This window comes from Bacteroides sp. GD17 (assembly GCF_038448625.1).
Taxonomy (GTDB): Bacteria; Bacteroidota; Bacteroidia; order Bacteroidales; family Bacteroidaceae; genus Bacteroides.
Genome location: NZ_JBCEZS010000028.1, coordinates 1 through 14,012 on the forward strand (window position 1 = coordinate 1; position 14,012 = coordinate 14,012).

The 14,012-nt window shown below is 46.4% G+C and carries 10 protein-coding genes and 2 pseudogenes; 8 read left to right on the forward strand and 4 right to left on the reverse strand.

What is annotated here, in order from left to right:
• Positions 1-178 precede the first annotated feature (178 nt).
• The 6 genes from AAE250_RS22955 to AAE250_RS22980 all read left to right on the forward strand — a co-directional run bounded on the left by AAE250_RS22955 (position 179) and on the right by AAE250_RS22980 (position 4,643).
• Positions 179-505: a helix-turn-helix domain-containing protein gene (locus AAE250_RS22955; RefSeq protein ID WP_294603649.1), complete on the forward strand. Its 327-nt coding sequence runs from the start codon at positions 179-181 to the stop codon at positions 503-505.
• Positions 489-641 (forward strand): HipA N-terminal domain-containing protein, encoded by a 153-nt coding sequence (locus AAE250_RS22960; protein ID WP_342289453.1) that lies wholly within the window; start codon positions 489-491, stop codon positions 639-641. The genes AAE250_RS22955 and AAE250_RS22960 overlap by 17 nt, the downstream gene beginning before the upstream one ends.
• Positions 593-1,120 (forward strand): type II toxin-antitoxin system HipA family toxin, encoded by a 528-nt coding sequence (locus tag AAE250_RS22965; protein WP_294603647.1) that lies wholly within the window; start codon positions 593-595, stop codon positions 1,118-1,120. The genes AAE250_RS22960 and AAE250_RS22965 overlap by 49 nt, the downstream gene beginning before the upstream one ends.
• A 205-nt stretch (positions 1,121-1,325) precedes the next feature.
• Positions 1,326-2,168 carry a 5-dehydro-4-deoxy-D-glucuronate isomerase gene (kduI, locus tag AAE250_RS22970; RefSeq protein ID WP_294603645.1) on the forward strand — a complete coding sequence of 281 codons (843 nt, stop codon included), beginning with the start codon at positions 1,326-1,328 and terminating at the stop codon, positions 2,166-2,168.
• 31 nt (positions 2,169-2,199) lie between these two features.
• On the forward strand, positions 2,200-3,003 hold the full coding sequence (locus tag AAE250_RS22975; RefSeq protein WP_294603642.1) for a gluconate 5-dehydrogenase: 804 nt from the start codon (positions 2,200-2,202) through the stop codon (positions 3,001-3,003).
• A gap of 410 nt (positions 3,004-3,413) precedes the next feature.
• Positions 3,414-4,643 carry a DUF4861 domain-containing protein gene (locus AAE250_RS22980; protein ID WP_294603411.1) on the forward strand — a complete coding sequence of 410 codons (1,230 nt, stop codon included), beginning with the start codon at positions 3,414-3,416 and terminating at the stop codon, positions 4,641-4,643.
• 122 nt (positions 4,644-4,765) lie between these two features.
• Here the strand turns inward: AAE250_RS22980 and AAE250_RS23685 are convergent.
• The 3 genes and pseudogenes from AAE250_RS23685 to AAE250_RS22990 form a co-directional block, all read right to left on the reverse strand.
• Positions 4,766-5,041: pseudogene (locus AAE250_RS23685) on the reverse strand (polysaccharide deacetylase family protein); the annotation flags it as partial.
• Positions 5,042-5,077: 36 nt separating this feature from the next.
• Positions 5,078-5,422 (reverse strand): annotated as a pseudogene (locus AAE250_RS23690) (polysaccharide deacetylase family protein); the annotation flags it as partial.
• 7 nt (positions 5,423-5,429) lie between these two features.
• A complete protein-coding gene (locus AAE250_RS22990; protein WP_294603418.1) occupies positions 5,430-8,774 on the reverse strand; it encodes a DUF2723 domain-containing protein in 3,345 nt (1,114 codons plus the stop codon).
• A gap of 745 nt (positions 8,775-9,519) precedes the next feature.
• Here AAE250_RS22990 and AAE250_RS22995 point away from each other — a divergent pair.
• Entirely contained in the window at positions 9,520-11,700 is a 2,181-nt protein-coding gene (locus AAE250_RS22995) for a leucine-rich repeat protein (protein WP_294603421.1), read from the forward strand.
• Positions 11,701-11,736: 36 nt separating this feature from the next.
• A complete protein-coding gene (locus tag AAE250_RS23000) occupies positions 11,737-12,273 on the forward strand; it encodes a hypothetical protein (protein ID WP_294603423.1) in 537 nt (178 codons plus the stop codon).
• Positions 12,274-12,477: 204 nt separating this feature from the next.
• Here AAE250_RS23000 and AAE250_RS23005 read toward each other — a convergent pair whose 3' ends face one another.
• Positions 12,478-13,605: an AAA family ATPase gene (locus tag AAE250_RS23005; protein WP_294603425.1), complete on the reverse strand. Its 1,128-nt coding sequence runs from the start codon at positions 13,603-13,605 to the stop codon at positions 12,478-12,480.
• Positions 13,606-14,012 lie beyond the last annotated feature (407 nt).

A 14,012-nucleotide genomic window follows, 5' to 3' on the forward strand; every position in this document is an offset into this window, starting at 1 on the left:
GAAGAAGAAGGCGATAACCGTTTGTTTCCATTATTACATATATTACATAATGTGGAGGCAAAGATAAGAATTTAGACATTAATCCCTCAGGGTTTTACGTTGATCCCAAATCCTATCTTTGTAACAGATATAATAATATTCAATATCGGTAGATTCCAAATATAACAGATATAATGATATGCCTTCTCTTTACAGCTTTGACATAGATACACCCGAAGAACTGCTGCAAACGTTAGCCCGGAATTTGCAGAAGCGGAGGTTGGAGAAAGGGTTATCCAGAGATGCCCTTTCCGAACTGAGCGGCGTGCCTGCCCCTACTATTGCGAAGTTTGAGCAGAAGCATGCCATCTCTTTGGCATCTTATGTGGCGCTGGCAAAGGCATTGGGATATGCCAGGGCGATAAAGTCGTTGCTGGACGAGCCGCTTTACGATACGATGGAAGAACTGGACTTGATTAATAAGAATAAGAACAGAAAGCGAGGTCGCAATGAAATGGGTAAATAAACTGTCGGTACTCTACCACGACCGGAAGGTGGGGGAACTCACCATGACGCCGGACAATCGTTGCTGTGCCTTTCAATATGACAAGGAATGGCTTGCGTCGGGATTCTCGCTCTCGGGGTGGCCGACTTCAAATTGATGCAAGGGAAATATTTTGCCAGCAAGCGCTTTGATATTGAAAACGGAGAAAGACTGCATACAGCTACGGCTGGTGCATTGCTTAATGAGTCCATTCATAATCCGAAATTGGATTACCGCACCTTGCTGCATCTCACCGGGTATCTGACCCAAGATCCGAAGCAGGTGGATGAAATGTTCCGCCGGATGGTTTTCAATGTGTTGACGGACAATAAAGACGATCATGCCAAGAATTTCACTTTCCTTTGCCGGGACGGACGGTGGTCATTGGCGCCTGCCTATGATTTGACACTTTGCAAGGAGGGGTATAACGGCGAGCATGCTACTTCTGTCAATAACCAGGGGCGTCCGGGTATAGAGGACATGCTTACGGTAGGTGAAAGCATCCGCATTCCGCGTAAGAGAGGCATGGAAATGATACACGCCGTGGCAGAGCATTGCAGGGAAATCCTGTCTGATTCGTTTTCTCCGCTCTTCTGATTGCTTTTCTTTGATGACTGCTCTTTTCCGCTGATTGTCCTTCTTTGCTGTTTCTTTCTTCTCTTTTTGTTTCTTTGAACGATATTACTATATAATTGACACAAATTTGCACGGTTTCTCCATTTTCTTTTGCTACATTTGCATCGTGTACGTAAACGACGTGCCCTTGATAACCGAATTCATAACTTAAAAACGTAACAGAATCATGAAGACGAACTATGAAATCCGCTATGCTGCGCATCCCGAAGATGCAAAAAGCTACGATACGAAAAGAATCCGCCGCGATTTCCTTATAGAGAAGGTATTCTCACCCGATGAAGTTAATATGGTATATTCCATGTACGACCGTATGGTGGTAGGTGGTGCCATGCCCGTGGCCGAAGTGCTGAGCCTGGAAGCCATCGACCCGCTGAAAGCCCCTTACTTCCTGACCCGTCGCGAAATGGGAATCTACAACGTAGGCGGACCGGGTGTAGTGAAAGCCGGCAATGCCGTGTTCGAACTGGATTATAAGGAAGCCCTCTACCTCGGCTCAGGCGACCGTGAAGTGACTTTCGAGAGCAAAGATGCCGCCCATCCGGCTAAATTCTATTTCAACTCCCTGACTGCCCACCGCAACTATCCCGACCGGAAAGTAACGAAGAAAGATGCCGTTGTAGCCGAAATGGGTTCTTTGGAAGGCTCCAACCACCGTAATATCAACAAGATGCTGGTGAACCAGGTGTTGCCTACCTGCCAGTTGCAGATGGGTATGACGGAACTTGCTCCGGGCAGCGTATGGAACACGATGCCGGCACACGTCCACAGCCGCCGCATGGAGGCTTACTTCTACTTCGAACTGCCCGAAGACCATGCCGTATGCCACTTTATGGGCGAGGTAGACGAGACGCGCCACATCTGGATGAAAGGCGATCAGGCAGTGTTGTCGCCCGAATGGTCCATTCACTCGGCTGCTGCCACTCACAATTATACCTTTATATGGGGTATGGGCGGTGAGAATCTGGATTATGGCGACCAGGACTTCTCGCTGATAACCGATTTGAAGTAAATCATTTCTTAAACTTAATAAATAATACATTATGAATCCGTATTTGAATTTTTCTTTGGAAGGTAAAGTAGCCCTCGTTACAGGTGCTTCTTATGGTATTGGTTTTGCTATCGCTTCGGCTTATGCAGAGCAAGGTGCAACAATCTGCTTCAACGACATCAACCAGGAATTGGTAGACAAAGGCATGGCTTCGTATGCTGCAAAAGGAATCAAGGCACACGGCTATGTATGCGACGTAACCGACGAACCCGCCGTTCAGGCTATGGTAGCTACTATCGAGAAAGAAGTAGGTACGATTGATATCTTGGTAAACAACGCCGGTATCATCCGCCGTGTCCCCATGCATGAAATGGAAGCTGCTGATTTCCGCAAGGTGATCGATATCGACCTGAATGCTCCGTTCATCGTATCAAAAGCCGTTCTGCCTGCCATGATGAAGAAAGGTCACGGTAAAATCATCAACATCTGCTCCATGATGTCCGAACTGGGTCGTGAGACTGTATCGGCTTACGCTGCTGCCAAGGGTGGTTTGAAGATGCTGACTCGCAACATCTGCTCCGAATATGGTGAATACAACATCCAGTGTAACGGCATCGGCCCGGGCTACATCGCTACCCCGCAGACTGCTCCCTTGCGCGAAAAGCAAGCTGACGGCAGCCGCCATCCGTTCGATTCATTCATCTGCGCCAAGACTCCGGCCGGTCGCTGGTTGGAAGCAGAAGAACTGACCGGTCCTGCTGTATTCCTGGCTTCCGAAGCTTCTAATGCTGTAAACGGACACATCCTTTATGTAGACGGTGGTATCCTGGCTTATATCGGCAAGCAACCTAAATAAGTGATAAGGTGATAAAGTGATGAGGCGGTGAGTAATAGAGCAATATTGCTACCGCCTTATTTTTTTGTTTAGGGAATAAATGATAATTTAGCATCGTGTGATAACAAGTGTATCTCAAACTCCTCCGCCTGAAAGGGGAGGTGCCCGCTTGCGGGCGGAGGGGTCTTACATAAATAGAAAGTAACTTTGTGCAAGTCCCTTCGGATGTGAACCCCCTCCGCCCTACGGGCACCTCCCCTTTCAGGCGGAGGAATTTGAGATACTTCGTAAATTCTCATTTATTCAACAATATACCCTATAATAATATGAAAAAACTCCTTTTATTATGTCTGACGGCCCTTTTCTGCTTCGCTTGCAGCGACAGNTACTTCGTAAATTCTCATTTATTCAACAATATACCCTATAATAATATGAAAAAACTCCTTTTATTATGTCTGACGGCCCTTTTCTGCTTCGCTTGCAGCGACAGCAAGACGCTGACCGTCACGGTAACCAACCCGTTGTCCACAGACCGTTCCGGCGAAATGGTGGAACTCTCTATGGCCGAAGTTTCGAACCGGCTGAAACTGGCCGACACCACTCAGATTGTGGTTCTGAATGTCGAAGGCGAACAAGTGCCTTATCAGATAACCTACGACGATAAACTTATCTTTCCGGCTACCGTAGCCGCCAATGCAACAGCTACTTACACCATCCAGCCGGGCACCCCCGAAGACATCGAAGTAAAGGCTTGCGGGCGCCAATACCCCGAACGCCTGGACGACGTAGCCTGGGAGAACGACCTGGTAGCCTTCCGTGCCTACGGCCCTGCCTTGCAGGCACGCGGCGAGCGCGGCTTCGGCTACGACTTATTTACGAAATACAACACCACCGAGCCCGTTCTGGAATCGTTCTACGAAAAAGAGCTGAACCAGGACGTCCGTGCCAACATTGCCGAATTGCGTAAGACCGACCCTAAAGCAGCAAGCGAACTGGGAAATTCCATTTCCTACCATATCGACCACGGCTACGGCATGGACTGCTATGCAGTAGGCCCCACGCTTGGAGCCGGTGTAGCCGCGCTGATGGTAAACGACAGCATCCTCTACCCGTGGTGCTACAAGACGCAAGAAGTGCTGGACAACGGCCCCCTGCGTTTCACCGTTAGACTGGAATTCCCCGCGATGAATGTAAAGGGTGACACCACCGTGGTAGAAACCCGATTGATAACGTTGGATGCCGGTTCCCACCTCAACAAGACTGCCGTTTCGTACAGCAACCTGAAGGAGACTTTGCCCGTTGTCACTGGCATTGTGCTGCACGAACCGGATGGCGCCGTCGTTGCCGATGCTGCCAATGGCTACATGACTTACGTCGATCCTACTACAGGACCGGATAACGGTAAGATATTCATGGGTGCCGCTTTCCCCGCTGCCGTAAAGGAGGCGAAGACGGTTCTCTTCCCGGCAGAGGAAAAGAAACAGCGCAATAATGCCGACGGCCATGTGCTGGCAGTGAGCGATTACGAGCCGGGTGCCGACTACGTATATTATTGGGGCTTTGCCTGGGACAAGGCAGACATCAAGACTGCCGAAGCATGGAACCAATATATGGCGGACTTTGCACAGAAGGTACGTCATCCGTTGACGGTTTCTATCTGACGCGACAGACACAAGCCTCCAACTTCTTAAACGCCAGTGTCTATCGCGACAGACACCAGTGTTTGTCATGACAGAGGCCAGTGTCTGTCCGGACAAACACTGGCCTCTATCAATCTATTGATTTATAATACTTTGAACTCGTACCCCTCTTCCTTCAGAAACTCGATGGCACGTGGCAGTGCATATTGCAGATTCCCGTTGCACCAGGACTTCAGGGAGTCATGGAAAGTGATGATGGCGCCGTTGCGTGCATATCTCATCACGTTGGCAAGCACCTGCGGACCGCGCAGCTTCTTACTGTAATCGCGGGTCACCAAATCCCACATCACGATCTTGTACCGGTGCTTCAACTTCATGTATTGCCCTGCAAACATGTGCCCGTGGGGCGGGCGGAACAGAAGCGGGTACAACGCCTTCTCCACGTTGCAGTTGATGTCACCGCCCATTTCCATGAAGATCTGCGCCTGTTCGGCATTGCCCAGATAGTTCTTGGCACTGTACTCAAACCCGCGGATATGGTTGAAGGTATGGTTGCCGATGCGGTGCCCGCGTTCAACGACCATTCGGAATTCTTCGGGATGTTTCCGTATGTTGTCTCCCACCATAAAGAAGGTGGCCTTGATGCCGTGTTTGTCGAGCAAATCGAGTACCCAGGGCGTTACCTCGGGGATGGGACCATCGTCGAAAGTCAGGTAAACGGCTTTTTCGTTAGGGTCCATCCTCCAGATAGCGCTCGGGTATAGTTTGCGAAATAGCTCGGGAGGCTGTTCTATTAACATAGGCAGATCAATTCTTCATTCTATCTACATACATATTGTATAGTTCTTCCACCTTGGGCTCGTAGATTTCGGCGAGCTTGGAATTGTATTTCTTCATCATCTTCACTTCGGCATCGAGCACCGCCCAGTGATATTCAAACTCACGGCTGGAGATGAGGAAGCGGTTGTCGTCCAGACTCAGGTACCAGGTGAGGTACTCTACCGCCTTGTTGGCGAGTGTTTCCATCATCTGATCTGCCTTGGCGGTTTCGCCCAACTGATAGTAGGCATCGGCCATCTGCACGGCGCCGTTCTGCCAGTCGTAAGGCACGTTATAGTTGGGAATCATCTTCTCGGCATAGTCCAGCGCGGCTTTCGCCTTGTCCTTCTTGCCTTCGCGCATCAGTTGCTCCACGAGTTGGGAGAAGATGCGGCGGTGCGAGTGGCACATGCGCATGGTGTTCTCGTCGATGTAGATGCCCGGCTTGTCGATGCCGCCGAACTTGAACTTGTGCATCAGGTTGTCGTACATCTTTTCAGAGTCAATCTTCACGCCCGTCTTGCTGGTGTCGAACGGAGTGAAACGGTAGGCAAGACCTTCCTGCATGAAGTGGTTGGCCATGCCCAACTGGTTTTCCGTACCCACGCTGACGGCGATGTAGATGGGGCGTTCCCAGTTGGCTTCGCTCAGCATTTCGAGCATCATCAGCTCGCTCTTGTAGAGGGCGCGTTTGCCTTTCAGCGAGATGTGCATGTAGTCGGGGATGCTGTCGCCCGGTATCAGCATACCGCTGCGGCGCACGGCTTCCTTGTCTACTTTGATGACGAGGCTGTCGGTAGGAATCACCTTCAAGTCCTGGTTCTTGCTGCGTACCCAGTTCTTCAGCACGTTCTTGACTTCGTACGGGTTGTCGCCAAACTCTTTCTTGACGTTTATCAGGGCTTCGGCGTTGCCGTTCAGTGCCTGCTTTTCGGCTTCGGCATAGAGGGCGTCGATGCTCTTCTTGTATTCCGGCTGGATGGGGATGTATTCGTTGGTGCCTTCCACGTACTCCATGCGGTCCCAGGTGATGGGCAGGGATGGAGAGTCGTAGGCGGGGCGCTTCATCTGGTCGATGTACCAGTCGGTCTGCAGGTAGCTGAGGTTGCAGGTACGGGCGTCGGTGCGGAAACCTTCGGTCTCCTGGTTGTACCAGAGGGGGAAGGTGTCGTTATCGCCGTTGGTGAAGATAACCGGATTGCCGCTTTCTTGCAAGGACATCAGGTAGTTCTGGCCGAAGTCGCGGCATACGTAGCGGTCGCTGCGGTCGTGGTCGTCCCACGTCTGGCTTGCCATCTGTATGGGGACGAGGAGGCAGACTACGGAAACGAGGACGGATGCCGGGAGTTCCTTCATCTTGGCATAGTGCTGAAGCAGACGGACAATGCCCGCTACACCCATACCGATCCAGATGGCGAAGGCGTAGAACGAGCCGGCGTAGGCATAGTCACGCTCGCGCGGCTGGGTGGGGGTCTGATTCAGGTAGAGCACGATGGCGATACCGGTCATGAAGAAGAGGAAGAACACTACCCAGAATTGCTGGATGCCCTTCTGTCCGCGGTAGGCTTGCCACAGCAGACCGATGATACCGAGCAGCAGCGGCAGGCAGTAGAAGACGTTGTGTCCCTTGTTGTTCTGCAGTTCCTGCGGCAGCAGGGTCTGGTCGCCCACCAGCAGTTTGTCGATGGCGTTGATGCCGGTAATCCAGTTGCCGTGCTCTAACTCGCCGCTTCCTTGCAGGTCGTTCTGGCGTCCGGCAAAGTTCCACATGAAGTAGCGCCAGTACATCCAGTTGAGCTGGTAGGAGAAGAAGAACTTGATGTTTTCCCACTGCGTGGGCATGTTCACCATTATCATGTTTCCGCACTTGTCATAGGGCACGTCGTAGCCTTTGATGTCGAGCCAGTTGTGGTACTCGTTGGTGTGCGCACTGCTGTACATACGCGGGAAGAGCATGTTCTGGGCGTATTCGTATTCGATGCGTCCGGGGATTTCGATGTACGAGTCTTTCTCGTCGGGCGTAGCTTTTTCCTTACGGATGAATTTGGTGCCGTTGTACTTGACGCGCGGTTCGCAATAACCGTCTTTCACGTCCAGCGCCACTTGCGAGGAGAAGGCGGGGCCGTAGAACAGCGGGCGTGTGCCGTATTGTTCGCGTCCCAGGTATTCGCCCAGCGTGAAGATGTCCTCGGGTGAGTTCTGGTCCATCGGCGTGTTGGCGGTGGAGCGGATGACGATAAGCGCATACGAGGAATATCCGATGACGATCATCATGGTGCAGAGCAGCGACGTGTTGAGCGTGCGTGCCGATACGCGGTATTTCTCTTTCATCCGTGCCTGCATCTTCGGGCTGAGGTACAGCCACAAGGCAGCGATTACGATAATGCCGATGACAACGGAACTGCTGCCATGTCCGTAGAAGGGAATACCCAGCATGGCAATGGTGAGTATGAACGAGAGTGCCATGCGCGACTTGCTCTTCTCGGTGTAGCTTTCGTATATACCCCAGATGAGGCATCCGGCCAGCAGGATGATGTAGACGATGACGCCGCTGTTGAAGGACATGCCCAGCGTGTTGACGAAGAGCAGTTCGAACCAGCCGCCCACTTTCACGATGCCGGGTACGATGCCGTAGAGCACGGCAGCCACCAGGATGCCCGAGGTGAGCAAGGCAAGCAATGAGCCTTTGGCATTGGCGTTGGGCACTTTCTTGTAGTAATATACCAGTACGATGGCGGGCAGACAGAGCAGGTTGAGCAAGTGCACACCGATACTCAGTCCGGTAAGGTAGGCGATAAGAATCAGCCAGCGGTCCGAGTGAGGCTCGTTGGCCACATCTTCCCACTTCAGTATCAGCCAGAAGACGACGGCGGTGAACAGGGACGAGAAGGCGTAAACCTCGCCCTCTACGGCGCTGAACCAGAAGGTGTCGCTGAACGTGTAGGCCAGTGCGCCCACCAGTCCGCTACCCATGACGGTGATGAGTTGTCCGCGGGTGATATTTTTTTCGTCTGTAATCACGAGTTTGCGCACCAGGTGCGTGATGCTCCAGAAGAGGAACAGGATGCAGGCGCCGCTCATCAGCGCGCTCATGTAGTTCACCATTTTGGCAACGGTGGTGGCATCGGAAGCAAATTGTGAGAACAGGTTGGCTACTAACATGAAGAAGGGTGCGCCGGGCGGGTGTCCAACTTCCAGCTTATAGCCGGTGGTGATGAACTCCGGGCAGTCCCAAAAACTTGCAGTCGGTTCGATGGTCATGCAGTAAACCGTTGCTGCAATGATGAATGTAATCCAACCCACAAGGTTGTTTACGGCTTTGTACTGTTTCATTCGGATGAAATTCGTTATTATTCAGTTTTGTTTCTTACATACAGTTTTGCCGTCGCTTTGTTAGCATAACGGCATATAGGGCGCAAAGATAATGATTTCGGTTCTAAATAGATGACAATAAGGCAGATTATTAGGATAGGTTAAAAGATATAGATAGTTTTTTGGGAGGTTGCGGGCTAAAAGGATGATCCGGCAACAGATTCGGTTATAACCTGAATTTGCTATCTTTACAAGGAAAGTTTCGGTTATGGACGAAAGAATTGATGTTACCTATAGGGGATATGACTTCTTTCCCGATGCGTTGTGTCTATACATTCGGTTTACTGCATCTATATATCCAGTGTACTGCATCTATATATGCAGTAGGCTACATCTATAGATGTAGAAAATAAGTCTTGTTCAGGTGCTTTATCTAAAAAAATAGGTTCTAAACTTTTGTTTTCCTAAGTCCTTTTTATACTTTTGTAACCGAAGCAGGGAAGCGTCCTTAGCTTCAATGTTTTGTGAAATGATATTGTAAGAAGCGTTGTGCTTCATTCTTGTTCTTGAAAACCTAGGAAACTTTCAAAACTATACGAGAATGGCATAGACGGTTCCTGCGCTGAGTTCAGCGTGGGTCTGCTGTCTGTTCATTTGTATAGTGGGTTTTCCTAGGACCTTCAAGAACGATGAATAGCACGCAGTTCCACGCTTTCTATTTTTATAAATCTTCGGAGGGGCGCGAGGAAGCTAATACTATTTAATCATGATTTCATTTAAGAATGCTGTTAAAAGTTCTATTCAATCATGGCTATTGCTTTTGTTTGTATGTTTGTGCTTACCTAATGTTCTTATTGGTTGTTCGGACGATGAAGCCCCGGCAGAGATTACTCCCGATGTCGGGAGTGAAATCTATTTTACTAAAAGCTTGGACTTTACTTCGGATGGCGGGGAGCATATTATTTCTTTTACGACCAATAAAGATTGGACGATAGATGTTTCGCAGTCGGGTGGTGATGTTAGTTGGTGTACGGTGTTTCCAAGCAAAGGAAAGGCCGGAGATAATGAAGTACTGGTAAAGGTCAGTGAAAATACCAGTTTTGACGATCGTAACGTCGTACTGAACCTCACAGCGAATGATCTGACTAAGAAAATTGTAGTAACCCAAAAACAGAAAGATGCCATAACACTTACCACAGCAAAATTCGAGGTAGACAAAAATGGAGGAGAAATTCAGGTAGAAGTAAAAGCAAATGTATCCTATGAGGTCATTATCCCCGAGCAGTATCAGAGTTGGATACACAAGCGTACGATTGAGTCTGACAAGTGTGTGTTTAACATTGACAAGAGTGAAGAGTATGAAAAACGTGAAGGAGAAATCATTTTCCAAAGCGGCGATTTGGAAGAGATTTTGAAAGTGTATCAGACGGGAGAAAGTATTTTATTATTGACTAAAAATGAATATAGAGTTTCTGATAAAGGAGAGCAGATTGCAGTAGAGCTAAACAGTAATTTTGACTTTGATGTGAAGATGCCGCAGGTGGATTGGATTACTACAACCATAACGAGAAGTGTTTCCAGTCATACACTTTATTATACTGTTGCTCCAAATGAAACTTATGATAAGAGGGAGACTGAGATAATCTATTATGATAGGAATGATAAGTCCATAGCAGATACGTTGAAGATTGTTCAGGTGCAGAAAGATGCGATCTTGTTGTCGCAAAAGGAATATTCGGTGGGGACAGAAGGAAGTATTATCCAGATAGAAATAAAAGCCAATGTAATTTATGAAGTATCTATTCCTGAACAATATCAGAATTGGATTCATAAAGGAACTTCTACTCGCGGGCTCTCTGTGTCTAGTCTTTTGTTTACCATTGACAAGAATGAGGAGTACGATAAGCGTGAAGGAGAAATTATTTTCAGAAGTGGCGAACTGGAGGAGGTTTTTAAAGTGTATCAGGCAGGGAAGACCATTTTGAAATTGAAATTAGAAACAGCTGGTTCCTTAAAAAAGAAAATGGAAACATTGAATATTGATTATTTTAAGGTAAAAAGATTCATTCTTGAAGGGGATATTAACGGTTCAGATATTAGACTGATTAGGGAAATGGCTGGCGTAGATTATATAGAAAAAGAAACAAATGGCATTCTTGAATATTTAGATCTTACTAATGTTAATATAGTAGAAGGAGGTGAAATATATTGTTATCCTGATTCTTATAAACCAGGAAGTGTAGTTGAATATGAGCCTTGTTATACTAAAAATAATGTTATTGGGAGTTGTATGTTTCGTAAATGTAAGTCTCTTAAAGAAGTATTATTACCTTACTCTTGTGTAAAAATGGAAGATGAGTCTTTTAGCTATTGCAAAAATCTTGAAAAAGTTGAATTGTTTGATAACGTAAGGGCTATTGGAGGATTTTGTTTTTATGCATGTTCCCTTTTACAGAAAATAAATCTACCGGATTCAATTGAGATGATTGGCAAATCTGCATTTTCTGATTGTTCTACTCTAGAATCTATTGTTCTGCCCAATAAGATTACTCGTTTATATGGAGGATTATTTAGAGATTGTTCTTCTCTGAAAGAAATAGTGATACCGGAATCGGTTACATATATTGAAGGATATGCTTTTGCGTATTGTTCAAGTTTAAGATCAATTACTATTTCTGATAGTGTTATAGGTTTCGTTGAAACCACATTTTATTATTGTACTTCCTTGGAAAAAATCATATTCGGTGCCAGCTTAAAGACAGGTGGAGTGTTTTGGGATAGCAAACGTATTAAGGAAATACATTGTAAGTCAATTATTCCTCCCTCAATAATTGGTTTTAATGCTGATGCTTATAATAATGCAACATTGTATGTCCCTAAAGGTTGCTATGAAGCATACTATACAGCTATAATGTGGAGAGAATTCAAAACTATAGTTGAAGAGTGAACTGGTAATTTGTTGTATTATCAAAAGTTGTATCATATGGGAATAGCATCTTTAATAATTTCTATTATTTCTATAGTCATATCGGCTATTGTTACTGGAATTCCATTCTATCGTAACTATATAGAAAAGAAAACTAAAATAGCATTAATTGCTTGTGATGGAATAATCAGGGATGATATGATACGTATTGTGGTCACTTATATAAATAGGAACTGGCAAAATGCAGTGATTACAAAAAGTTATATTAGCCTTTGCCATTCTAAGCTACAAAATGAATTGACGAAAGTAAACCATGAATGTAGTTGTAAATCATTTAATTCAGTTGTGATGACAAAGAAAATGCATGCATCTATTGAACTGATATATTCTTTATCAGAATTGAAAGGAGTGGATTTGAAGGATGTAAATGTATGTGTAAACACTGAATATGTAGATTCTCAAGGTCAAAGAAAGTCTGACAACTATAAGGTAGGAGAGTTATGTATGAGTGGAATAAATACTATGATGGTCTTAGTAGAGTCTGTTATATATGAGTTACAGGGAAAGAGTATTGTAATGTCTATGAAACTTTAGTTATTCTATATTTTATGACTGAATAAATCTACTAGAGCCATTAAAACAAGCAGAAAATATGATAATGTAAACTGGTATAATTTTACGCTCATCGGGACGGGGAACCCGTTCTTTGGTGCTGGTCGTTCCCCGACCGATGAGATCGAAAGAAAAACATCGCATGACACAGTTTACTTTAGGCATCCCTTTTGATATGTCTTTTTCTCAGCAATACTCCCTCCTGAACCACAACTCAAATATCGGATCGGAAAAGACGTAATGGTTTCCTTCCTTCTCGATGAAATCGCGTTCGGTCAGCATACGCTTGTTGCGGGTGATGGTCTGGGCACTTCCCAGTTCATACTTACGCACTACGGGGATGGAGTTGAAACGATATTCTCCGTCGGCTACGGCACGTAGCATGGCCGTTTGGGCGGCTGTCAGATTCTCGGTATCGTTCATAAACATGGGCATGTTGGTGTCTATCAGTTGGCGGGTACGGGCTTCGATGATTTCGTCTGTTACTTCTTTTGATGTGCCGCTCCAGATGAAATAACACAACTGTTGCAAATACCATGAATGGCACTTTACGATGTCGCACAAACGCTCGGCCTGTTGTTCACTGATTTCTTTATCTGTCCTGTGGAAGGCGTTTATGATGAAGGGTATCCATTCTTCTTTTTTTATTTTCTGCAGGAATATGACTTGCCCGAAACGGTAGAAGGGGTTGGACGAGTTATTAAAGATATCCATCATCATGTGTCGCTTGCTACCATAAAAGCAGTAAGATACTTGCTGCTGTTTTTGCCATGCAGAACGCATCTTTCCCTCCATACTTTTGTAGCCGGGCAATAGTGCCAGTTGCTGGAATTCGTCAATGCAGACTATCAACTGTATACCTTTGGCTGAGGCTATCTTCTCGGGCAGTTCCAAGATTTCCATGATGTCCTTTTCTTCGGGTTCGAACTTCAAGTCGAAAGAGAGTGAGTCGGTTGTATCGCTCTTGAGGGTAATGCTGGGTGAAATCGCTTTCAAGAACTGCTTTACGTCTTCTAATCGTTTTTCGAGTGTGGAGGCTGCACATGTGATGACTGCACGGGCAAAGGTACGGTAGAATTCAGCTTCAGTCTTGATGCTGAATGCATCGATGAAGCAAACGCGGACGTGTTTGTCTTCGTGCATCAGTTCGTCCATCGCCACCTTTACAAGTGACGATTTGCCCCAACGACGGGGTGATATAAGCATAACGTTGATGCCCGAACCCAGTAATTCTTTCAGTTGCCTGCGTTCCTCTGTCCGGTTGACGAAGCTTTCTTTATCGACTAATGTGCCGTATTGAAAAGGTGACTTCATAAGCTGCTTGTTATTGATTCAAGGGCAAATATACAAATTATACATGAATGTATTATACATGAATGTATAATTTGTGTATTCAGATTAAAACAAGTCATGACTGAAATGGCTTGTTATTATAGTTTTTGTTTTCTATAGAAGACGGAATGCTTATATTTACATTGCTAATCTATTTTTTCTCTGTAATAGGTGTATACAAAAGCAAGGAGTAGACTGTATAGAAACGCATACTTAAAGTAATATGTCGGATATAACAAGGATTTATATAGACGAGAGTTGTCATTTAGAGAATGATAAACTGGATCAACGTAAAACCCTGAGGGATTTTCCTATTATGCATATAACTTAGTTAATCTGTACAAGAAGAATGCTTTATCCTTTACGCCCCTGAACTGCGCTCTAAAAGC